General features: G+C 62.4%; 21 protein-coding genes. 10 read left to right on the top strand and 11 right to left on the bottom strand.

Going from position 1 to position 22,540, the window contains the following annotated elements:
* Window positions 1–20 precede the first annotated feature (20 nt).
* Window positions 21–1,331 (bottom strand): P-loop NTPase, encoded by a 1,311-nt coding sequence (locus tag AB0N65_RS04430; protein ID WP_364158234.1) that lies wholly within the window; start codon window positions 1,329–1,331, stop codon window positions 21–23.
* A complete protein-coding gene (locus AB0N65_RS04425; protein WP_364158231.1) occupies window positions 1,328–1,972 on the bottom strand; it encodes an SAF domain-containing protein in 645 nt (214 codons plus the stop codon). Before AB0N65_RS04425 ends, AB0N65_RS04430 begins: the two co-directional genes overlap by 4 nt.
* Before the next feature lie 145 nt (window positions 1,973–2,117).
* Between AB0N65_RS04425 and AB0N65_RS04420 the strand changes: the two genes are divergently transcribed.
* Window positions 2,118–2,333: a helix-turn-helix domain-containing protein gene (locus AB0N65_RS04420; protein ID WP_364158228.1), complete on the top strand. Its 216-nt coding sequence runs from the start codon at window positions 2,118–2,120 to the stop codon at window positions 2,331–2,333.
* Window positions 2,334–2,393: 60 nt separating this feature from the next.
* Here AB0N65_RS04420 and AB0N65_RS04415 read toward each other — a convergent pair whose 3' ends face one another.
* Complete coding sequence (locus AB0N65_RS04415; protein ID WP_364158226.1) at window positions 2,394–2,963, bottom strand: hypothetical protein; 570 nt, start codon at window positions 2,961–2,963, stop codon at window positions 2,394–2,396.
* A 127-nt stretch (window positions 2,964–3,090) separates the two neighbouring features.
* Between AB0N65_RS04415 and AB0N65_RS04410 the strand changes: the two genes are divergently transcribed.
* Both AB0N65_RS04410 and AB0N65_RS04405 read left to right on the top strand, forming a co-directional pair.
* Window positions 3,091–3,903 carry a LysM domain-containing protein gene (locus AB0N65_RS04410; RefSeq protein ID WP_364158223.1) on the top strand — a complete coding sequence of 271 codons (813 nt, stop codon included), beginning with the start codon at window positions 3,091–3,093 and terminating at the stop codon, window positions 3,901–3,903.
* A 155-nt stretch (window positions 3,904–4,058) separates the two neighbouring features.
* Entirely contained in the window at window positions 4,059–4,481 is a 423-nt protein-coding gene (locus tag AB0N65_RS04405; RefSeq protein ID WP_364158220.1) for an Rv3235 family protein, read from the top strand.
* A 22-nt stretch (window positions 4,482–4,503) separates the two neighbouring features.
* On the opposite strand, the gene secA is transcribed toward AB0N65_RS04405, so the two are convergent.
* From secA to AB0N65_RS04385, 4 genes are all read right to left on the bottom strand, one after another.
* Window positions 4,504–7,245 (bottom strand): preprotein translocase subunit SecA, encoded by a 2,742-nt coding sequence (secA, locus tag AB0N65_RS04400; RefSeq protein ID WP_364158217.1) that lies wholly within the window; start codon window positions 7,243–7,245, stop codon window positions 4,504–4,506.
* A gap of 115 nt (window positions 7,246–7,360) precedes the next feature.
* Window positions 7,361–8,566: a crosslink repair DNA glycosylase YcaQ family protein gene (locus AB0N65_RS04395; protein ID WP_364158214.1), complete on the bottom strand. Its 1,206-nt coding sequence runs from the start codon at window positions 8,564–8,566 to the stop codon at window positions 7,361–7,363.
* A 29-nt stretch (window positions 8,567–8,595) separates the two neighbouring features.
* On the bottom strand, window positions 8,596–9,324 hold the full coding sequence (gene raiA / locus AB0N65_RS04390; RefSeq protein ID WP_364158212.1) for a ribosome-associated translation inhibitor RaiA: 729 nt from the start codon (window positions 9,322–9,324) through the stop codon (window positions 8,596–8,598).
* Window positions 9,325–9,508: 184 nt separating this feature from the next.
* Complete coding sequence (locus AB0N65_RS04385) at window positions 9,509–9,715, bottom strand: phosphoribosyltransferase (RefSeq protein WP_364158209.1); 207 nt, start codon at window positions 9,713–9,715, stop codon at window positions 9,509–9,511.
* Between the two features lie 471 nt (window positions 9,716–10,186).
* Here AB0N65_RS04385 and AB0N65_RS04380 point away from each other — a divergent pair, with 471 nt between their 5' ends.
* On the top strand, window positions 10,187–10,315 hold the full coding sequence (locus tag AB0N65_RS04380; RefSeq protein WP_364158206.1) for a hypothetical protein: 129 nt from the start codon (window positions 10,187–10,189) through the stop codon (window positions 10,313–10,315).
* Window positions 10,316–10,571: 256 nt separating this feature from the next.
* On the opposite strand, the gene AB0N65_RS04375 is transcribed toward AB0N65_RS04380, so the two are convergent.
* From AB0N65_RS04375 to mtrA, 3 genes are all read right to left on the bottom strand, one after another.
* Complete coding sequence (locus AB0N65_RS04375) at window positions 10,572–12,290, bottom strand: LpqB family beta-propeller domain-containing protein (protein WP_364158203.1); 1,719 nt, start codon at window positions 12,288–12,290, stop codon at window positions 10,572–10,574.
* Window positions 12,287–14,086: an MtrAB system histidine kinase MtrB gene (gene mtrB / locus AB0N65_RS04370; RefSeq protein ID WP_364158835.1), complete on the bottom strand. Its 1,800-nt coding sequence runs from the start codon at window positions 14,084–14,086 to the stop codon at window positions 12,287–12,289. Before mtrB ends, AB0N65_RS04375 begins: the two co-directional genes overlap by 4 nt.
* 154 nt (window positions 14,087–14,240) lie before the next feature.
* Window positions 14,241–14,915: an MtrAB system response regulator MtrA gene (gene mtrA, locus AB0N65_RS04365; protein WP_144649950.1), complete on the bottom strand. Its 675-nt coding sequence runs from the start codon at window positions 14,913–14,915 to the stop codon at window positions 14,241–14,243.
* Between the two features lie 226 nt (window positions 14,916–15,141).
* Here mtrA and AB0N65_RS04360 point away from each other — a divergent pair, with 226 nt between their 5' ends.
* From AB0N65_RS04360 to AB0N65_RS04335, 6 genes are read left to right on the top strand one after another with little or no spacing between them, the layout of a single operon-like run.
* Window positions 15,142–16,380, top strand: coding sequence for a hypothetical protein (locus tag AB0N65_RS04360; RefSeq protein ID WP_364158199.1), 1,239 nt, complete (start codon window positions 15,142–15,144; stop codon window positions 16,378–16,380).
* Window positions 16,320–17,069 carry a DUF4129 domain-containing protein gene (locus AB0N65_RS04355; RefSeq protein WP_364158196.1) on the top strand — a complete coding sequence of 250 codons (750 nt, stop codon included), beginning with the start codon at window positions 16,320–16,322 and terminating at the stop codon, window positions 17,067–17,069. Before AB0N65_RS04360 ends, AB0N65_RS04355 begins: the two co-directional genes overlap by 61 nt.
* Complete coding sequence (locus AB0N65_RS04350; protein WP_364158194.1) at window positions 17,066–18,250, top strand: DUF4350 domain-containing protein; 1,185 nt, start codon at window positions 17,066–17,068, stop codon at window positions 18,248–18,250. Before AB0N65_RS04355 ends, AB0N65_RS04350 begins: the two co-directional genes overlap by 4 nt.
* Window positions 18,247–19,302 carry a MoxR family ATPase gene (locus tag AB0N65_RS04345; protein ID WP_364158191.1) on the top strand — a complete coding sequence of 352 codons (1,056 nt, stop codon included), beginning with the start codon at window positions 18,247–18,249 and terminating at the stop codon, window positions 19,300–19,302. The genes AB0N65_RS04350 and AB0N65_RS04345 overlap by 4 nt, the downstream gene beginning before the upstream one ends.
* Before the next feature lie 55 nt (window positions 19,303–19,357).
* Entirely contained in the window at window positions 19,358–20,650 is a 1,293-nt protein-coding gene (locus tag AB0N65_RS04340) for a DUF58 domain-containing protein (protein WP_364158188.1), read from the top strand.
* 12 nt (window positions 20,651–20,662) lie between these two features.
* A complete protein-coding gene (locus AB0N65_RS04335) occupies window positions 20,663–21,409 on the top strand; it encodes a DUF4166 domain-containing protein (RefSeq protein WP_364158185.1) in 747 nt (248 codons plus the stop codon).
* Window positions 21,410–21,503: 94 nt separating this feature from the next.
* On the opposite strand, the gene AB0N65_RS04330 is transcribed toward AB0N65_RS04335, so the two are convergent.
* The gene (locus AB0N65_RS04330; RefSeq protein WP_364158182.1) at window positions 21,504–22,538 is read right to left on the bottom strand and encodes a hypothetical protein; all 1,035 of its coding nucleotides are present in this window, start codon (window positions 22,536–22,538) and stop codon (window positions 21,504–21,506) included.
* Between the last annotated feature and the right edge of the window lie 2 nt (window positions 22,539–22,540).

Below are 22,540 nucleotides of genomic sequence, written 5' to 3'. Positions count from 1 at the left end.
CTGCAGCCCACACCGTGAGCCTAGCGCTTAAGGAAGCGGAAGGCTCTGGTTGATCGACTAATGGATTCTGGTTTTTGCTGGACGGGTGCACAGGCCAAACTGGCAATGGCGAGACGCAAGGGTGAATCCGGGGACGATTCGAGGAGTACGGCCCCGTTCAGCAGCGCTGCGTCACAGGCATCGGGGTCTGCGGGCAGGAACGCATCAACCGCTAAACCAGGTCCGTATCGTTCCCACGCCTCAGTCAATTGCCGACGCGGAGAGCGCCCAACGGACGACCGCCGGACTTTGTTCAGTACCACGCGCGGGGCAGCGTTCGGCACGGCCGCCGCCAGGTCCGCGAGTCCACGGACGAGGCGCGGTACACCGATTGCATCAGCAGCTCCCACCGCAATAACCTCGTCAGCCAGTTCCAGGCTCCGAAGCGCCGCTCCATTCCGGCGGGGAGCCATGGTGTCGAAGCTCAATTCCTCGTCTGCTTCCAAACAGAACCCCACGTCCACCACCACGGTCTCTGCGGCTTGTTTGGCCTTTTCCAGTACGAGCGAAAGGGCTGATGCCCTCAGTTCGATCCAACGGTCAGCCCGCGTGGTGCCTGTGAGAACACGGAAGCTGCCGCCTGTCGTGAAGACCGGAGTCGCCGTCCGCGCCAACGCAGCATCATCGAGCAGCCCTTGGTCCGCCAGCCGGCAAGCCTGCGCCAATCCTGCTGACTCTTCCAACAATCCCACCATGGCAGACACGCTCGCACCATAGCTGTCAGCATCCACCAACAGAACGGATTTCCCGGCCGCTGCCAACTCAGCAGTTATATTGACTGCCACCAGCGTTCGGCCGGGAGCACCCGTGGGCCCCCACACAGCAATTATTCGGCCGCTACCAGGAGGGTCCACGTCGACTGGGGCGGGTTCCCAAACCGGGTCCCCCTCCGCTGATAGCTCCGCGAAGCCCGCATCGAGGGTGGAACGAGAGCCCGCAAGTCCACGCCCTCTTCCTACCGATTCGGCGATTCTGGCCGCGAGGGCGGTCGGCTCGATGTCAGCCGAAGCCGGAACTGCACCGATCGTCTGGAGTCGCAAGGCCTCCGCGGGGTCGTTGGTCAACGCGACAATCGAGACGCCTACCGCGCCGAGCCGATCCACCAACGTACTGGTCAAGTCCTCGGAACCATGGGCAACGACGGCGGCCAAGGCGAGCCCGCTTTGGCAGGCAGCCATCAACTCATTGAGTTCCGAACAGCGACGGACCACAGTCACCGGCCCATGGAGCCGCTCCAGTCCGCTGACCACCGCCTCCTGCGTGGGTCCGAACGTGACGACCGGGATGCTCACGGGGTGACACCAGCCGGGTTCCAAACGACGGAAATTTTTGCCTCGTTGGCCTGGGCACCCAGTAGCTTCGGCATTTGTTCGTCGGTTACAAGCACAAGCACAACGGTGGACTTCGAGGCGCCCAAGGCACTGGAACCTGTCTCAATTTCGGAGATTTCCACGCCTGGCAGAAGTAGCTGGGGCTCATCAAAGGCTGAGCCCGAACCGCGCATGGCCACCCAAACATCCACCCTTGCCCCGGGAACCGCCTGCGCCGGCAGCGTCTCCGCCACAGAGATGGAAACAGGCTTGCGGTTCAAGGCAGCCGCCTGCCCCAGGCTGGCCCTGGGGACCAGTTGATTTTTCCCGACCCTATGCAGGGCGACTTTGCCTTCATCGAGGCCGCTTTCCACCGTGACGTACCCGGGCTCGACATCGTCCAGGCGGACGTTGACCACCATGAGGTCTTTGGGCGTGACCTCCTGCCCAACAGCAATGTCTTCCCGGGCGGCATAAACCTGCGTGGTCCTGTCGGCGGTCCCCACAACGGCGATTACTCCGGAAACTGAAGCAAGAACCAGCAAAAGGCCCACCAGAAGCCTGGGGTCTTTCCACGACGGCTTTTTCAACCTGACACCTGCAACGGGTGTAGTCGGCTCCATATGTTTTGCTCCCCCGGTCGGCATCGCAGTGCCCTCCCCGGACCTGCACGTTTATTCTCACCGGCGGCAAGACGCGAACCAAAGCCAACGACCACAAGTTGTGGATAACTGCACCAAACAACAGCGACGGTGGCAAAATGGTGCCATGCCCCGATTCCTGACTCTTGCCGATGTGGCAGAACAACTACAGATCAATTCACCGCAGGCCTACGCCCTCGTCCGGAGCGGTGAACTTAAAGCAATCCAAGTGGGCGGTCGCGGCCAGTGGCGCATTGAAGAGAAGATGCTGGAGCAGTACATAGAAGAGCGCTATGCCGAGGCCAGCCGCATGATCGAAAAGTCAAAAGCCAAGCCCAGTTAGCCCGTTCAAGGCCCGATAACCCACCCATGCCCTGGCCAGACCGCGGGCCGGGCGCGAAAGCTAGAGGCCGGCACGGCTTGAGCAGATTGCCGCCAGCGAAGTAAAAGGAATGGTGGCAACAGCCGCCACTTTGCCGGCACGCCTGGCTTCCCCTCGCGTAATGGCCAGATCAAGGTGGTCACGCCCAACCCTGTCTATGACCCCCAGGAGGGATTGGGCGTCTGCCCCGGCGCCCGCCACGTGCACCGAAACTTCCGCCCTGTCCCGCGCCAGGCCCCGCGACGCACTGGCAAGCGTCAACGATCCCTCCATCGGCGAACGGGGGGCCCGGGCCACCCTTCCCAAACCTTCGTAATAGGTCACGGACGCATAAGGGATCAGCCACTGCCTGAAGCCGCCCTCGAGTATCACGAGGAAATCCCTACCCACGTGAATCACGGGCCCACGCAAACGCAGTCCAACGGCAAGGACAACACCGAATTCCGCGTCCCCCACCCCACGAAGCCGGTCGCCGACACTGAGTCCTGCCAGTTCTACGCGCGCACGCTCAGAGATCTCCGATTCGCGCTGAAGAGCCCGTTCGGAAAAAAACTGTGCCTCAAGATCATCGAAGAGAGAGTCCCATCTCATATGGTCAGGGTAGGCTCACAAGCAAGCTAAGCCAAGTTCAGGGGCAGGCCACGAGCACGGATTGGACAAGATGGCACAAAACTGCTCAGAATAGGCAAACGATGTCAAATGACATCAAAGAGCATGAATGGGGGATTTCATGAGCGGCCGGGATCAAGTAGTTCGACGCGATGGTGGGACGGCGGTGACGCTCCTCGGACTTGGCCTGCTGCTTCTGATCATCGGAAAAGCAGTGCTCAGCCAGCAGCGTGCCGCTATGGCAGATGGACAGGGCCTGATTTTCGAACACCTGCTCGGGCTTGTGGTGAGTGGTGCCGGGCTGGCCGTCGTGGCCTGGTGGGTGCTGACACTCGGCTTTGCGCTTGCCGCGGCAGCATTGAAGCGTACGGGCAGGGACAAAAGCGCCACCGCTGTTGCCAAGTTCAGTCCGTCCTTCATGTTGCGGCTGGCATGTGCAACTCTCAGTTTGAACTTGGTGGGCCTTAACGCAGCCTTTGCAGCTGCGCCTCCGGAACCGGGTCCCGGCTCCCCTTCATTGAGCGTCCCGGCTTCGGGGGCGGGGTGGCAGGTGAGTACCGATATTCCTGCTCAGCATCTCCTCCTTGCCTCTGTCCCGGACCTGCTCAATGAAGCAGAAAAGCACGATCCCGCAGAATCAGGGCCGGGCTGGCGCCCGCAGCCACCCGTCGTCGAACCTGGCCTATTGGCTCGCGAAAGTTCCCGGGCTGCCGGCTTCGGTGGTCCATCCGCGGATGCTGTGGTTGTCATGAAAGGCGACACACTTTGGTCCATCGCTGCGGCCAGGCTTGGACCCCTGGCGACAGACCTCGACGTAGCGCTCAGTTGGCCCCAGTGGTTTGCGGCCAACAGATCGGTGATCGGCGATAACCCCGCAGCACTTCTGCCGGGACAAGTCCTGCAGCCGCCCCCGCCTGGCTGATTCGGCAACCCCGCACAAACTTAATTTCGAGGACCCCTCGCCCGCTCAGGGGCCGGAGTCCATGCCCCGAACCAACTCCAGAGTCATCCCAGACACAGCCAGTGAGCCAGGCGTTGCCCGCGCCGGCTTGCAACGTGAACTCACGAGGATTGACCATGACAGTTGGAACTGCACGCCGCCCTGCGAACCGCAACGTGACCAAACGTCCCGTCACGGCCTATGGAGCCGGTGCTTCAAACATCGACATCCGGCTGGTGGCACGCAGCATCGCACAGGCCACAGTGGAAGTCCTCGCCGGCACCCGCCCCATCCAGCAATTATCGCGATCGTTGGATGCGGAATGTTTTCTGTCCCTCCAGCACAGGGCGGCACTCACCCGTGAGCATGCGCTTCGAAGCCGGGGAGCACAACACATCCACAGAAGCCCCATGGTCCGTTCTGTGCGTACATGCTCCATCTCGGAGACCGTTTACGAGGCCGCAATCGTCGTCTCGGAAGAACTTCGCTCACGGGCCATTGCCATGAGGTTGGAGCGTCGGGATGACCTTTGGCAAGTCACCGCCCTGGAAATTGGCTAGAGCTGGAACCAAGGCCCGCCAATCAGCGACGCTTCTTCTTGGAAGACCTTCTCTGCTCCTGAGTAGCCGCTTTAGCTGGATTGCCGGAGCGACCGGATGACCGTCCCTCAATGCGGGTTTGGCTGGCGCCGTCTTCTCCAGGTGCGGTGTACTGCAGCTGGGCAGGCTTTTCCGGTGCTTCCAGGCCGGCGGCACGGATTTGGGGATCGTGGTGCTCGGTGTGCGCGCCCGCAGGCGTATCATCCGCAACCACCACGTCCTCGGCCGGAGTGACCTCAACCTCAAGGTTATAGAGGAAGCCAATACTCTCCTCGCGGATCGCTTCCATCATGCTCTGGAACATCACGAAGCCTTCACGCTGGTACTCCACCAAAGGGTCGCGCTGGGCCATTGCACGAAGGCCGATGCCTTCCTTGAGATAGTCCATCTCGTACAGATGTTCCTGCCACTTTCGCCCCAGCACGGAAAGAACGACGCGGCGCTCAAGCTCACGCATGCTCTCCGAGCCGATGGCTTCCTCCCGCGCTTGGTATACGAGCCGTGCGTCGGAAAGGATTTCTTCCCTGAGAAATTCGGGTGTGACCTTCGACTGGCCGCCGGCTTCGTCGATGATCTCCTGCGCGGTCACGGTGGCCGGGTACAGCGTCTTCAAGTTCGCCCACAGTTGGTTGAAGTCCCAGTCGTCGCCGGTTCCCTCGGCCGTTGCCGCATCGATGAGGGCGTTGATGGTGTCTTCCAGGAAGAACTGAACTTTCTCGTGGAGATCGTCACCTTCAAGGATCCGGCGGCGGTCGCCGTAAATAGCCTCACGCTGCCGGTTCAGGACGTCGTCGTATTTGAGGACGTTCTTGCGCTGCTCGGCGTTGCGGCCCTCCACCTGGCCTTGAGCCGACGCGATGGCGCGCGAAACGAGCTTCGACTCCAAGGCGACATCGTCAGGAACGGAGCTGTTCATGAGCCGCTCTGCAGCGCCGGAGTTGAAGAGTCTCATCAGGTCGTCCGTCAATGAAAGGTAGAAACGGGATTCCCCGGGGTCGCCCTGGCGCCCGGAACGGCCGCGCAACTGGTTGTCGATGCGTCGCGATTCGTGGCGCTCGGTGCCGAGCACGTAAAGCCCGCCAAGGTCCAGGACTTCCTCGTGTTCGTCCTTGACCGCCTGCTTGGCAGCCGACAAGGCCGCGGGCCAGGCGGCTTCGTACTCTTCGGAGTTTTCCTCAGGATCGAGGCCACGCTTGGCAAGCTCCGCAATGGCGGTAAATTCGGCGTTGCCACCCAGCATGATGTCCGTACCGCGGCCGGCCATGTTCGTCGCCACCGTGACCGCACCCTTACGACCGGCCTGGGCAACAATGGACGCTTCCCGCGCGTGGTTCTTGGCGTTCAGGACTTCGTGGCGGATGCCTTCCTTTGCCAGGAGTTTGGAGAGGTACTCGCTCTTCTCAACACTGGTTGTGCCAACAAGGACAGGCTGGCCTTTTTCGTGCCGTTCGGCGATGTCTTTGACCACGGCATCAAACTTGACGATCTCGTTCTTGTAGACGAGGTCCGGCTGGTCGATCCGCTGCATATCCCTGTTCGTCGGGATCGGAACAACGCCGAGTTTGTAGGTGCTCATGAACTCGGCGGCTTCCGTTTCGGCGGTACCGGTCATGCCGGAGAGCTTCGAGTACATACGGAAGTAGTTCTGGAGTGTCACGGTAGCCAAGGTCTGGTTTTCGGCCTTGATCTCGACGTTTTCCTTGGCCTCAATGGCCTGGTGCATGCCTTCGTTGTACCGGCGCCCGGCCAGGATACGGCCGGTGTGCTCGTCAACGATCAGGACCTCACCGTCGAGAATGACGTAGTCTTTGTCGCGCTTGAACAGTTCCTTGGCCTTGATGGCGTTGTTCAGGAACCCGATCAACGGGGTGTTGGCGGACTCATACAGGTTCTGGATGCCGAGGTAGTCCTCCACTTTTTCAATGCCGGATTCCAGGACACCGACCGTGCGCTTCTTTTCGTCGACTTCATAATCGACTTCGGGCTGGAGCCTCAGGACGACCTTCGCGAATTCGCTGTACCAGCGGTTCGTGTCGCCCTGGGCGGGGCCGGAGATGATGAGCGGCGTACGGGCTTCATCGATCAGGATGGAGTCCACCTCATCCACGATTGCGAAGTGGTGCCCGCGCTGCACAAGCTCACTGGCATCCCATGCCATGTTGTCCCGCAGGTAGTCGAAGCCGAATTCGTTGTTTGTGCCGTAGGTGATGTCGGCCGCATATTGCTGCCGGCGCACGGCAGGATCCTGGTTGGAAAGGATGCAGCCGCTCGTGAGGCCCAGGAAGCGGTAGACACGTCCCATCAGTTCGGACTGGTACTCGGCGAGGTAGTCGTTCACTGTCACCACGTGGACGCCCTTGCCCGTGAGTGCGTTCAGATAGGCAGGCGCCGTGGCTACGAGGGTCTTGCCTTCACCGGTCTTCATCTCTGCGATGTTGCCCAGGTGAAGTGCGGCGCCACCCATGAGCTGGACATCGAAGTGGCGCATGCCCAAAGTGCGGGACGAGGCCTCGCGCACTGCCGCGAACGCTTCCGGGAGCAGATTGTCCAAGGTTTCGCCGTCCTGGTGACGGGTCCGCAGGCGATCGGTTTCTTCGCGAAGTTCAGCATCGGAGAACGTCTTGAAAGAGTCTTCAAGGGCATTGATGGAATCGGCATAGTTCCGCAGTTGCTTGAGTGTTTTTTTGTCACCCGTGCGGAGAAGTTTTTCGATTAGTGATGCCACGTGAAATTGCTCCCAGTCTCATGCCGCCGAATTCTGGCTGTTTCAGTCTACGGGAGAGACCAACACCACGTTGCCCGGTTTCCCTATCAGCGGATTGCTCCCTGTTCCACGGGCCTCAATGGCAGGTCATCGCATCCGCGACCTGTGCCGAAAGATCGCCCACGGGCCACACCTCGACCTCTCGAAGGCCGAGCCACTCAGCCATGAGATTGAGTTCGGCTGAAAGTTCGACGGCGGTATCCGGCGGAGCTCCTGCCTCCCCGTAGGCGGAACGAACCAGAAGCCGGCCTGCGGCCCGGTCAGCTTTGAGGTCCACCCTGGCGACGATGTTTTCCCGAAGGAGGAAGGGCAGAACGTAGTACCCGAAGCGCCGCTTTGCCGCCGGTGTGTAGATTTCTATCCGGTAGTGGAAGCCGAACAGCTCTTCAAGGCGCCTCCTCTCAAAGACCAGGGAATCGAACGGGCTGAGCAAGGCACGGGCCTCCGCCCTTCGCGGAAGCCGGGCGTCGACGTGCCGGTAGGTTTCGCGCTCCCAGCCCCGTACTGAAACCCGCTCCAAACGACCTGCGTCAACGAGTCGCTGCACGGACTCCGCCCCTGCCTTAAGCGGCGTGCGGAAGTAGTCTGCGAAGCAGCGTACCGTTCCGATGCCATGGGCCTGCGCTGCTGCGTCAATGAGTCTGTCCATGGACCTGTCCGCGTTGGTTCCTTCCCCCGGAACTGCATGGATGACCTTGGAAGTCAGGGTGTATCGCCGTTCAAACTGAGGGCTCCGCGAAGCCGCGGACACGCGTCCCTCTTCAAAAAGGTGTTCCAGCACGCGCTTCACGACGTTCCAGTTCCAGCCCCAGTTATCCCGTTCACCGTCCTCGTGATGGTCGAGTCTTGCTGTCAACTCGGAGGCTGTCAGAGGCACACTGGTGGCGAGAACGGCGAGAATCCGCTCCTCCATCGCCTTTCGCAGTGCCGGTTCCATTCCATTCGCCCCTACCCACGCGCGCTTTTGCCACAGGAGCAGGTCGTGGAAGTGTTCCGGCCGGATGTAGCTGGCCTCGTGGGCCCAGTACTCCATCATCCTGCGGGGCTTGCGACCCGACATGGCTTGAAGGATGGCAGGATCATAATTGCCGAGCCGGGAAAAGAAGGGTAGGAAGTGGCTCCGCGCGAGCACGTTGACGGAGTCGATCTGGACAAGCTGGAGTTGCGCAAAAGTCCGGCCCACCGCCCGTGGTGACACGGGGCCGGCGGGCCGGACTTTAGCCAATCCTTGGGCTGCCAATGCGATCCGCCGTGCCTGGGACAGGCTCAGCGAAGCTGTCATTGAAGTCCTTTCGTGGTGGCGACTATGCCCTACTTGGCTGTGGCAGCCTGGTCATCGGAGCGGTAGGCGTGGATCTTTTCCTCCACGGCTTCCTCACCTGGCTCGCATGTGGAATCGAGCGTAATGACACCGTAAGTCCAGCCACTGCGCCGGTAGACAACCGACGGGGCGTTGGTCTCCTTGTCCAGGAACAGGTAGAAGTTATGTCCCACGAGCTCCATGTTGTCCACGGCATCATCGAGTGTCAGCGATGCTGCGGGGAAAACCTTCCGGCGGATCAAGACAGGTGAATCACCGGCAGGGATGTCGTTCTCGATATCGTAGGGCGAGCGCTCATCCGGCTCGGGCGATGCCTCCCGATGGTTACTGGCCTCTACGTAGATGGGCTCGCTGGCACTTGCGGGCTCAAGGGATGCCGTTGCTTCCCGGACGGCTTTGGGCGTGTGGCGCCCGTGGTGCACCTTCTTCCTGTCCTTCGCGCGACGCAGCCGCTCAAGCAGCTTGTTATACGCGAGATCGAAGGCAGCAAATTTGTCAGCGGCTGTGGCCTCTGCACGGATAACGGGGCCTCGGCCCAGGACTGTGACTTCGACGGTGAGCTGGCCCGGCGTCTGCCGGGGGTTGGTCTCCTTGGAAACCTTTGCGTCTACCCGTTGGACCTTGTCCCCCAGCGATTCAATCTTTGAGATTTTCTCGCCGGCGTATTCGCGAAAGCGGTCAGAAACTGTCAGATTTCGTCCGCTGATCATGAACTCCATGGTGCCCTCCAAATAACTCAGGTGACACGACAACGACGCTGTTTGGGGCCGGTCTGAAGGACAGTCGAGCCCCTTTCCGAGCCGCTATCGACAGGTACAACTGTTCTTGGTACCCACAACCGACGTTAGTTCATCGGCACGAGTTATTCACCCTTTAGCCACTTATTTTTTGATTGAGTCTTAACTAACCCGGGGGAGTCGTCGAGGCAGCAAATGAAGCGTATGCTGGTGGCCTCGTGGCCGCCAGGACTACCGCTCCGCAGACGACGCCGCCGGCCGCCGAGACAGCCCTCGCCGCCTCCGCAAGAGTGGCACCCGTAGTGAGGACGTCGTCCACAATCAGGCACTGCCTACCTCTCAGCTGTTGCCTCCAGCGTTTTCGAACCTTCATGGATCCCCGGACACGCCGGGCTCTATCGCCGCGCCCCAACCCTTTCTGGCCCGCGGTCTGCACAGCGTAGGGACTTCCGCCAAGTGCAGCGGTGAACCGGCCGGCCAGGTCAGTCCATCGGGACAGATCCCGGTGCCTTGAGGCTCCCTTCCGTTCCAAAGCATCGACGACCGGGCATCCGGGTACCATCCGGCGCCTGCGCAGGCACGCCAAGAGAACGTGCACCGGACTAAACCCTCGCTGCCGGAACGCCTTCCCACTGCTGGGTACCGGAACAAGCCAGTACCCGGACCGGTTTCCGGTCGCTGCCAATACAGCCCTCCCAAGACACGGACCCAGTACAGCTGCCAATCGCCATTGCCCGAGACGCTTATATGACAGCAGCGACTGCGCAAGTTCATCCCTGTAGGGTCCTGCGGCAACGACGCCCAACCTCACGGTGCCGTCAAAGTCGACGAGCGCCGGCGACTCATGTTCGGCGCGGAAGGGTTTGCTGCACAGCAGCCGTACGCGTTTGGCGCAGGTGCTGCAGAGAACGGTGTCTTCGACGCCGCAGCAGACACATTCGGCGGGAACGATGAAGGCCAGCAGTTCCGCTGATGCTTTCTGGCTCCACGCAAGGACCCGGAGAGCACGGTGCGCTGCAAGTGCCCTTCGCCGCGGGGCTTGGGGCTCGGGCGACAGACTGTCCGGGTCGGGCCGTCGCTGCCTTCGGCTGCCCAACGAAAGGTACCTGGCTGAGCTTCGGGGCGGGGTCATGCAAAAAGTCTGGTCCCGGCCATCATTGGACACCAGCTGCCGATGGACCTATGTGGATATCCGCGCCTTTTTTCGCCCCGAGGGAGCTCGTTGACCCTCAGCCGGGGAACGCGGGCTCGGTGGGGCCTTTCAACTGTAGCTCCCAACCGTTCCCGACCCTCTGGAAAATGCCGGCGGCGGACTGGCCGTAAATCTGTTCCGATCCGTTGCCTGCGCTGAGGTAGGTCAGGCCTTCCCAGGGCGCCAGTTGCTGCGGTTCCCCTGAGGCCAGGGAGAGCAGTTCCGGAACCACGGTGCCCGTCGACGAACCGGCCATCACCGCCACTGTGGATCCGTTGACCCACACACCCTGATCCGGCGACGTGGAACTGAACAGCGTGATCGGAGCGGTAAGGTCTTTGGGCGCGCCATCGGAGTTCCGCACGATACCTGTGATCTGCACCACGGTTTTGCCGTTCAGTTCGGAAATCACCAACGCCCTGGCCCCCTCACGGGAGACCCTGAAGTCCTTGATCGTCCGCCCGGACAGCCATGATGGCGAGATGGCGACGGAAGGAACGGCCATCCCCGGAGCGACGCCAGTGGGTTTGAACGCCACAACCTCCGTGCCGCCGCCGGCGCCCGGCCCGGCCGTCCAAATCCAGTCATGAGGGCTGATTGACGGACCGGTCAGGGTGCTCCTGGTAGTCAACTGACGGGCAGGCTGACCCGGTTCTATGGAGTACAACGCAGTCTTGTCGCCATTGAGGAACGCGATCGTCTGCGATACCGGGGATTCCGCGGGTGAGTGCGGTCCCAAGGCAGCCACGGACTGAATATCGGGTAGCGGCGAAACGCGATTGTTTTCGTAGCGCACCAGGTCCCCGTTGTTCAGGGCAATCTGTCGCGCCGGGACGCTCTTATCCACAACAGGCGGCAGGACCGAACCATTGTCCTCGACGCGAACCAGGTCCTGATCTGCCCTCAGTTGCACGTTGATCACATCCGGTTGGCTCCTGAATGTGAGGGCCAACTGGTTCTGCATCCGTTGCCTGTCTTCTGTGGAGGCGTTGAACAGTTCCTTCGCCGACAAATCAACCTGCGCAGCACCGGAAACAACGGGAACCGATTCCCTGGTCAGTTTCATCCCGGACGGGAAGGCACTCACGACTGCGCCGCGCAAGTACGGCGAAGGGCCTGCCAACAGGGCGCTGGTCATCGATTTAACAGTGTTTTTCTTGATGAACCAGCGGTAGTCAGGCACGGCGTAGGTGAAGGTCGGGTCGTAGAAGTAGATGGGGAACGGACCGTAGATGACCTTGAACGTCTCCTCCGGGATGGCGGTGCCATCAGGCACCTTGGAGATCCGCCACTCCCCGTCTACTTGTTCCAGTGAAACAGGAATCGTTTCTTTGGTTCCCGGAGGATACTGCGTTGCAACGCCATCCGCGTCTACGGAGTATGCGAGGTCAAGTTCGTAGAGGTACTCGTTCTCGGTGGCGGTCTTGACGACCTGGGCTTCGCGGAAAACAATGGCGCGTTCATCGGGCTTCCACGTCACCGACTGTGCCTGGGTGAGGTATTGGCGTGCGACGGGATAGTCGTCTTCATAGCCGCTGCCTGCCATGTAGAAGTCTTCGATGACAGCTTCCGGGCTGGCTCCCGCTCGTGGTGCAGCAGGGAAGAACACCGGGGCGTTGGGGTTGCCCGCGCTCTCGTCCTCGCTCTTGCCCACCGGGCCCGACCGCGGAATCTGGGCGCAGGAAGCCAGCAGAACCATGAGCAGTGCGAGCACAGCAACAACGCTGCGCGTGCGTTTTGAGCGCGTGATCGTCATGACGCGTCGCCTCTTCCCCCCTCGTCTCTTTCGCCCTCGTGCGGCGCAGCACCAAGGGCTTGGGAGGCATCAGCTGTTCCCGCAGTGCGGACCTCCGTACCAACCACCAGCATCTGCCGTTCGCCTGCGGATCCGGGCAAGTCGATGTGAGCTGGTTCAAGCTGGAGCGGGGATTTGAGGATCGTTCCGCCTTGCCGCAGCGGTAGCGTGAGCCGGAAGTTGGAGCCGGCGCCCTTGCGCCCCCAAGCCTGGAGCCAGCCGTTGTGCAGTTTTGTGTCCTCAGCGGCGATGGAGAGCCCCAGGCCGCTTCCGCCGGTGGTGCGGGCCCGTGCCGGGTCCGCCCGCCAAAACCGGTCGAAGACGCGGGCTGCTTCGGCCTGGCTCATGCCTATGCCGTGGTCACGGACGGCCACGGCCACGGCGTCGTGGTTGGCCGCGACTGAGATGTGCACCGGCTTTCCTTCACCGTGTTCGAGTGCGTTGAGCAGGAGGTTCCGCAGGATACGGTCGATCCTGCGGGAGTCCATTTCGACGATGATGCTCTTCTCCCGCGCATTCAGGCGGACTTCCGAGCCATATTCAGCTGCCACGGGGGCCGCGCCCTCCATGACGTGGGAGATGACCTGGAAGATGTCCTGCGGTTCGGCGTCCAGAACTGCCGCCCCGGCGTCGAAGCGCGATATTTCCAACAGGTCCGATAGCAGCGACTGGAAACGCTCAACCTGGTGGTAAAGGAGCTCGGCCGATCTCTTGTTCATGGGGTCGAATTCGTCCCGTGCATCGAAGAGGACCTCGGCTGCCATACGCACGGTCGTGAGAGGGGTTCGAAGCTCGTGGGAGACGTCCGAGACGAACCTCTGCTGCATCTGCGACAAAGTGGCGAGCTGGGTGATCTGCTCCTGCAGGCTGGCCGCCATGTGGTTGAAGGACGCACCAAGCCGCGCTACTTCATCCTCGCCCTTGACCACCATGCGTTCCTGGAGCTGGCCTGCCGCCAGTTTTTCCGAGACCACGGCGGCATGGCTGACGGGGCTGACCACATTCCTGGTGACGTACCAGGCGATTGCCCCAATCATGAGGACGAGTGCCGCGCCGCCTGCCCAGAGGACATTCTGGATCTCGTCCAGGGTCTTCTGGGCGGTATTGAGGTCGTAGATGAGGTACAGCTCGTACATCGTGCCGTTGAAGGTGACCTTGTTTCCCACAGCGATACCGGGGCGGTCCTCATTGCCTACAGGGAACTGCGTGGAAGCCCAGAACTGTTGCTTTCCACCCTCCTGGACGGCCTTGCGCAGGTCGGGAGGAATGACGCGGACCGTCAACTGGTCCGATGCCCGGGATTCAACCCAGCGGTTGCGGGGCTTGGTCTGTTCCGGCACGGCTTCAAAGACGTAGCGCCGCTGAATGACCGAGCCCCTGCCTTCGACGGCGGTCAGCGTGTCATAGACCAACGTGATGACGCTGGACTGGTCAGTGACTTGGGCGCCGTCGAACGTGTCCTGGACCTGTTTGACGTTATAGCGGGACTCCGACTCAGCCTGGGCCAGCCGCTCCTGGAAGAGGTTATTGGCGATCTGGTTCGAAAGGTATGCGCCCACAATGGCGAAGGAGGTCACGGCCAGCAGGAGCGTGGTCAGGACGGTCCTGAACTCCAACGAGCGACGCCAGCGTTTCAGCAGTGACCGCCAGAGGAAGCGGAGGCCTGGCCGGATATGGCGTACACCTGTCGCAACAAGACGTGAGACCCGCAGCACCAGGATCAGTCCCCGCCGGGTCCATATCCGTACGCGGGTCATGAACCACGAGAAATTCCGGTCCCGTGCCGCCGAGCCCGGCTCCGGTGACTTTGCCGCCGTCGAAGTTACCGGAGCCTGCTGCCGGGCACCGGTACTTTCAAGACTGCCGGATCCCTGGTCCGCGCCTTTGTTGCCGGTCTTGCCGGCAGGTGACTCAGGAACCTGCTTTGTACCCGACACCACGCACCGTCAATACGACCTCGGGCGCTTCCGGATCGCGTTCAATCTTGGAGCGCAGACGCTGGACATGGACGTTGACCAGACGGGTATCCGCGGCGTGGCGGTAGCCCCAGACCTGCTCAAGCAATAACTCGCGCGTAAATACCTGCCATGGCTTGCGGGCAAGGGCAACAAGGAGGTCAAACTCGAGCGGCGTCAACGAGATGCGCTCTCCCCCGCGCGTAACCAGGTGTCCTGCAACATCGATGGTCACGTCGGCGATCCGCAAGGTTTCCGGTGCTTTCTGCTCGCCCGGACGGAGGCGGGCCCGGACGCGGGCAACGAGTTCGGCCGGTTTGAAAGGTTTGGGCACGTAATCGTCGGCACCGGATTCAAGGCCACGAACAACGTCCGAGGTATCCGACTTAGCGGTCAGCATGACGATGGGGACATCAGACTCGCCTCGAATCTGCCGGCACACCTCGATGCCGTCCGAGCCTGGCAGCATGAGGTCCAGGAGAACCAAGTCTGGTTTGGATGACCGGAAGACCTCAAGCGCTTGGCCGCCGTCTGCGCAGAAAACGGGCTCGAAGCCGTCATTGCGCAGCACAATGCCAATCATTTCTGCGAGGGCTTCGTCGTCGTCAACTACCAGAATGCGTGCCTTCATAGTTATATATTCCCTTATCCCCAAGTCTTTGTCGTGTTGGGCAGGGCGCACGGCATGGCGTCCCCCAGCAGTTCCACCGTACTGCACTCCTGCTGTCCGCCACCTTTGTCACCGTGCCGTAACAGGTCCGGGCTAGGAGCGACGACGACGGGACTATAGGCTGGGGGCGACGGTCCGTATGGGGGACGTCGGATGTCGACGGACCGGGTCTCGTGGGGAGGAAATCGTGTCACAGCCAGAGCACGGCCAGCAGCCATATCCGGGCAGTCAGCCGGGGTGGGGCGGCCAACCGCAATGGGGCGGGCAACCTGGGTGGCCCGCCGGGCAAGGCGGCGGTCAATTCTGGCAAGGGCAACCGACTCCTGGCTGGCCGGGTAACCCGGTTTACGGGCAGCCGCTGTACGTTGCTCCGCCCAAGCCCGGAATCATCCCTCTACGGCCCCTGCAGTTCGGCGAGATACTCGACGGTTCGTTCCAGACCATTCGCCGGAACGCTGCATCGATGTTCGGTTCGGCATTGATTGTGCAGGCGATCGCCGCAGCCTTGTTGGGCATTGTCACCGTGGCAATGCTCCAAGTGGCGGAGTCACTGGAAACAGTGGAAACGACGGCGGAATTCGATGAGTTTTTGGGTCCGTTCATAGCGATCGTTGCCGGCGCGCTTGGGGTTTCCCTTCTTGTCGGGTTCCTCGGGGCGGTTCTCCAAGGCGTCATGGTTGTCCCGGTCTCCCGCTCGGTCCTCAACCGCCGTACGGGTTTCAAGCAGATGTGGAAGCTGGCCGCCGGCCGGATTCCGGCTTTGTTGGGCGTTGCCGCGCTCCTGACCTTCGCCGGCCTGCTGGCTGTGGCCGCCGTCGTCGGTATAGCCGTGCTGTTGTTCACTGCGATGGGTCCTGTCGCACTCGTGATCGTCTTCCCCCTGGGCCTTGGTGGCGTGGTGGTGTTCCTCTGGATCGGCCTGAAGCTCATGTTTGCCCCTGCGGCCATCGTGGTCGAACGGCTCGGGGTCTACGACGGACTGCTGCGGTCCTGGCACCTGACCAAGAACAACTGGTGGCGCATCTTCGGAATCACGCTCGTGGTGAGCTTGATGGTGGGAATCATTGCGCAGATCGTCCAGATTCCGGTCTCCCTGGCTGCCACGGCCATCGGCGCGGTAGTTACTCCACACCCCGACCCGGAAACCATCACCTCCACCATGGTGGTCACAACAGTGATATCGATGGTCATCGGGGCCCTGGTCGGTTCAGTGACGTTCGCTTTCCAAACATCGGTCTCGGCCCTGATCTACATGGATCTCCGGATGCGACGCGATGGACTGGATGTCGAGTTCATGCGCCTGATGGAAACGGGAGCCGATCCCGAGGGAATCCCGGGCAGTCAGGCCCCGGCCCAAGGAAACACATGGCCTCCTTCCGCAGGCCATGCTCCCGGCACCCCTCCAGGTTCCTGGCCTACCGCATGAAGGCAGTCCCGTTCCAACGTGTCCAGGCGCTTGGCCGCTTCGAGCCGCCGATAACCCCGGATCGTGAAGAAGCCAGGCGCTGGGCAGAGGAGGAGTTGTCGAAGCCGAAGTATCCGGAAGCCCGCCCCAGCTGGATTGACCAGCTATGGCGCGACTTCCTGGAGTGGCTTGATTCCCTAGGGGGCGACGGGACAGTCGACGGTGCCAATTTCGCTGTTCCCGTCATCATTGCCCTGGCGGTTGTCCTCATAGTCGTAGCCGTCCTCGTCGTCCGGCCACGCTTGAATGCGCGGCGGAAGTCCGCTGCTGCCGGGATCTACGGCAAAGAACCGGTCGTTGACGCGTCTGCTTATCGGAAGCTTGCAAGGGATGCGGCCGGGAACGGCGACTGGCCCGCGGCCGTCGTCGAACAATTCCGTGCATTGGTGCGTTCCGCCGAGGAGCGGGACATCATTGAGTCCCGGGCCGGCCGTACTGCTGATGAGGCGGCGGTCCACTTGGGCCAGGTGTTCGAGGCTGCCCAAACACGACTCGATGACGCCGCCCATCTATTCGACGCCGTCCGCTACGGTAAACAGGCCGCGACCCGCGAAGACTATGACACGGTGCGGCTCCTGGACAGCGAGCTTTTGAACCTGACACCCGATTTCGAGGCTCATAGCCGGCACGGGTTCGCGGTGCCCCGATGACACTTGGCGCAGAAACCCGCGAACCAGAAGCACCACCAGCCCGGGCCTCAGGATTCCGGAGCTGGTTCCGGAGGCACCTGACGTGGATCGGCATCGGGCTCCTGTTTGCAGCTCTTGCGACTTTTCTGGTGGTTAACCGGTTCTCAGCGCCGGATGACGCACGTCCTCTCTCAGCTCATAATCCTGCGCCGGACGGCGGCATGGCCGTAGCCGAGATCCTCCGTGCGCGTGGGGTGGCGGTCACTGCAACGGACAGCCACCAAGAGACGTTGGCTGAGCTTGCGGGCTCGGGGGATACTACTCTTTTGCTCTACGACCCCAAGGGCTTCCTCGCCGGGCAACAGCTTGAGGATCTGAAAAAGGCCGCCAATCGAGTCGTTGTCGTTGCGCCGAGACTCCGCACACTGACCGGACTCGACGAAGATCTCCGTCCCGGCGGCGTCGTCCCGGAAGCAACAAACGTCCTCGAACCGGGCTGTGCAGACGAGGATGCCGAAGCGGCAGGTCCCGTTTCAGCCCAGGGTCCCGTCTACATTGGCCCCGGGGTGTGCTACCCGACACGAAGCGATGGGCCTGGCCTTTATGCAGCGTCGGAGGATGGCAACGTCATCGTGCTGGGAAGCCAGGAGTTGCTGGATAACGAACACTTGGACGATGAGGGAAATGCCGCCCTTGCGTTCAGGACCCTGGGCAGCACCAGCGAGCTGATCTGGTATTTGCCCGGCGCCACGGACATCGCAGCCGATAGGTCAGCGCCAACGCTGAATGAGTTGGCCCCTGCGTGGTTGGCCTTTGTCGGGCCATGGCTTGCCTTTGTGGCCATCCTGGCGATCGTGTGGAGAGGCCGACGTCTTGGACCCTTGGTTTTTGAACCCCTCCCGGTGGTGGTCCAGGCAGCCGAAACCGCGGAAGGCCGCGCACGCCTGTATCAGGATTCCCGCGCAGTTCAACGCGCTGCGGATAACTTGAGGGCCGGCGCCCTGGCGCGGTTGGCCAGGCACTTCAACCTCGGAGCCGATGCCACGGCGGAGTCCATTGTGGATGCGGTGGCCAGGCATTCCACCCGGCCGTCCCCGGAACTGCGGACACTCCTGCTGGATGTCACACCACAAACAGAAGGACACCTGGTGCAGTGGGCACAACAGATGGAACGAATAGAACAGGAGGCTACGGCCCGATGAGCCACCAGCCGAACAACTATACGGACAGTAACACCGGATACTCCGGTGCCACGTCGGCGCACGTGGACGAATCCCACCGTGGCGCCTCCCGCGGATCACTCGACGACCCGGCCCGGCATTCATTGCTGAACGTCCGCAATGAGGTGGGAAAGGCCGTGGTTGGCCAGGATCCCACGGTCACCGGCATGCTCATCGCCCTTCTCTGTGGCGGACACGTGCTCTTGGAGGGGGTACCCGGCGTCGCCAAAACCTTGCTGGTCAGGGCGCTGTCAACCGCTCTGAGCCTGGACACGAAACGCGTCCAGTTCACCCCTGACCTCATGCCCGGTGACGTCACGGGCTCCTTGGTCTATGACACGCACACGTCGGAATTCACCTTCCGGGAGGGTCCTGTCTTCACCAACATCCTGCTGGCAGATGAAATCAACCGAACTCCGCCGAAGACCCAAGCCTCGCTCCTTGAAGCCATGGAAGAGCGCCAGGTTTCGGTGGACGGAGTTTCCCGGCCGCTCCCGGCCCCGTTCATTGTTGCGGCAACGCAAAACCCCGTCGAATACGAAGGAACCTATCCCCTGCCCGAGGCGCAACTGGACCGCTTCCTGCTTAAGCTGACCATGCCGTTGCCCGGCAGGGAGGAAGAGATCGAGGTGATCCGGCGTCACGCGGACGGTTTTGACCCCCGTGACCTGTCGGCCGCAGGAGTGCGTCCCGTTGCCGGCGCGCGCGAGCTTGAAAAGGCTCGTGCCGCAGTGGCACAAGTAGTGGTTGCCCCGGAAATACTGGCCTACATCGTGGATGTTGCCAGGGCTACGCGATCCGCTCCGTCCTTCCAGCTCGGCGTCTCTCCCCGCGGTGCAACCGCCTTGCTGAACACCTCCAAGGCGTGGGCCTGGCTCTCGGGAAGGACCTTCGTGACGCCGGACGACGTCAAGGCTTTGTCGCTGCCTTGCCTGCGGCACCGCGTCGGGCTCCGTCCCGAGGCGCAAATGGACGGCATCCATGTTGATGACGTGCTCGGCAGCATCCTGGCCTCAGTGCCGGTGCCGCGTTGATGGTGCCGGTGCCGCATTGATCCTGCACCCAGTACCTGCAGCGAAGGTGTCCTGAATGGCCATCACGGGTCGCTTCGTAGTTCTCGCCTTCGTCGGGCTGGCGCCCCTGGTGCTCTTCCCCGCGTGGAGCACCGTCTTGTGGGTGGTCTCCGCCCTGCTCTTGCTCGTGGTGGCGGACCTCTTGCTGGCTGTATCTCCTGCCAAGCTGGGCCTGGAACGCCGTCAACCAGGCAACGTCACCCTGGAAAGCCAGGTTGACGCGATTGTCTCGGTCACCAACGCCACCCGGCGAACGCTGAGGGCTACTGTCCGTGACGCTTGGCAGCCGTCAGCGGGCGCCACAAACCCGGTGCAGTGGCTCAAGGTCCCGGCAGGCGAACGCCGCCGCTTGGCCGTGACGTTGATCCCCCGGCGCCGGGGCGACGTTCAAAGTCCCCATGTCACCATCCGCTCCTACGGACCCCTGGGGCTGGCCGCCCGGCAACGTACCCGACCGCTGCCCGGACGGCTAAGGGTGCTTCCGCCCTTCCATTCCAAACGCCATTTGCCCTCCAAGCTGAGGAAGCTGCGTGAATTGGACGGCAAAGCCGCAGTCCAGATCCGCGGTGCGGGAACGGAATTCGATTCGCTTCGCGACTACGTGCGCGGCGACGATGTCCGCTCCATTGATTGGCGTGCAACTGCCCGCCGGACCTCGGTAGTGGTGCGGACCTGGCGTCCCGAACGCGATCGTCGCGTCGTTATCGTCCTCGACACCTCTCGGACAGCGGCGGCCAGGATCGAGGACGAGCCCAGGCTCGATACGGGCATCGAAGCTGCGCTGCTGCTTGCCGTACTCGCTGAACGCGGCGGGGACCGTGTTGATTTCCTTGCCTACGACCGCAGGCTGCGTGCCCGCGTTGAATCGGCGTCGAAAGGTAATCTGCTGGGCCAACTCGTGCAGGCCATGGCACCGTTGGAGGCGGAACTGATCGAGTTGGACTGGCAACAGATCCCCGGGCAGGTGCGTGCCGTCTCGGCGCACCGCTCACTCGTCGTGCTTTTGACGGCCCTCGACGGCGGCGCCCCCGCAGAAGGCCTTCTCCCCATGGTTGCCCGGTTGGCCCAACAGCATGTGGTGGTGGTTGCCTCCGTGCGGGATCCCTTGTTGTCGGCGATGAAGGAGGAGCGCTCCACGGCAAGCCAGGTCTTCCGAGCCGCCGCTGCGGAGCGCGCCTTGCTCGAGCGGGCCGCCGTCACGGCCCAGTTGCGCCAGCTCGGAGCCGAAGTGGTGGACGCGGAACCGCTTGAAGTCCCGCCTTTGCTTGCCGATACTTACATCCGGCTAAAAGCTGCCGGCCGGCTCTAGGAAGGACCTCCAATGAACATCCCTATCTACCAGCTAGCCCTCGGCAATGATTTCGCCAAGCTCACCCCGCAGCTCCAGGAGTATTTCTCCTTGGCTGCCGGATCCGGTTCCTATGGAATCGGGGAAGGCTTTTTCGACGTTGTCGGCTGCCGGCAAAAGTGGTTACGCCCCCTGCTTGCCCTGACCGGCAGCGAAGAAGCTTTTTTCCCCGAATACGGCGAAGGCATCCCGTTCCGCATTGAAAACCACGCCCACGTGGATCCTTTTGGAAGGCCGGCAATCACTGCACGCCGTGAAATCTACTTCCCGTCCGGGACCCGCCTGTTCCACGACACCACCAGCGCTGTTGTGACGCCGACGGACGGATCGGTTTCAACGTCAGGAACAGCAGACGCCCCCTCCCGCGCCCGACTGGTGGACCACGTAGGCCGCTACCGGCGCCTTGTCACCGACTTGGAACTCAGCGTCACGCCGGCAGGAAGGCTGCGCGGCGTGTCTAAAGCCAGCCGCCTGTTCCTGGGTCCCCTCCGTATTCCGCTGCCGGCGGCACTGGATGCGCGGGCATATGCGGAGCAGTGGTGGGATGAAGCGGAACGCAAGCACCGCATCCAAGTCAAAGTCATCCAACCGCAGATCGGGTTGGTGCTCGTTTATGCGGGCCGTTTTGACTATCGACTGGCTCCGTACCTGCCCGGAACGGCGTCAGGCACGGGGCTCCCGCGCTACGCCGAACCGGACCGCTGGGAACAGCGGGTGTAGCCCTTTGGCGGGCGCCGGCTCTGTCCGGCCGCGTCCGTCCGGGAGTCTGCCGCGCCCGGCAACTGACCGAAACCGGCAACCACACCCGCCCGGATTAGCCTTGCGCCAGTTGATCCAAGCCGTCCGCAACCTGTGTCAGCCGGGTAAGTACCTGCTTGGCGCTGGACGGCTTCAAGTGCGCCAAACCGGTTGAGGGCGTCACCCGGAGTCCTGCCAGGGCTGATGCCGGCAGGCCAAGCTGGCGCCATGGCTTCCAGATGGTCTCCACGACGTCGGCGGTCCGGGGCAGGTTCGCGTCGGCCTCGGCTGTAGGCAGCGCACCGGCCCACACGCGTTTCCCGGCTTCGACAGCCGCAGCAAGTTGCTCCCATTGGCGGGTGGTCAAGGCCTTCAGCGGCACAGCGACGCCGTCCGCGCCGGCTGCCAGGATCCGCTCGATAGGGGCCTCGATCTCGGGCACGGACACCACGGTTTCGACGGCGCCCGCAGCCTTGAGTGCCTCGATCACCAGCCGCCACGCTCCGGTGATTTCCTCGCCGGGGACGGACCGCAACGTGCGGTAACCACTCGCCGTCGGGATGGTTCCGCCCATGATGGCAGCGATGTCCGGCTCGTCCAGGTGAACGACAATTCCGGCACCGGGGACCGCCGCTGCGACGCGGCGTAAATGCTCTGCGACCCCCGCCGCCAACGATTCGGCAATGTCCCGGCGCGCACCGTAGTCGAGCAGTGCCCTCTCACCGTTGTGCAGGTAAAGCCCGGCAGCGAGGCTCATCGGACCGAGCAGCTGGATCTTGACCTCTGCGGCGGGAACTTCTTCCGCACCCGCGACGTCGGCCAGGATGTTGATGTCTGTCGCCAGTGCGGATTGTGCTCGTCGAACGTCTTTCCCCGGCCTGTCCACGAGCCGCCATCCGTGCGGCTGCACGTCGATGGCGAGTTCTGCCAGGAGGGAGCCCGTACGTCCCACAGCGTCCGACCCCACTCCGCGGTCCGGAAATTCAGGCAGGAACGGAACATGGGGATCCCCCAATTCGCCGCGGATCGTACGAATTGCCTCCGCGGGATCGTTACCCGGCCATGGACCCAATGCGGTCGCGCTGGCCCGTTTCCCGTTGACAGCCGTCATCC

Source organism: Paenarthrobacter sp. NPDC089322 (assembly GCF_040684895.1).
Classification (GTDB): domain Bacteria; phylum Actinomycetota; class Actinomycetes; order Actinomycetales; family Micrococcaceae; genus Arthrobacter.
Note: the sequence above shows the minus strand (reverse complement) of the source record. Positions and strands in the feature narration are given on the sequence as shown.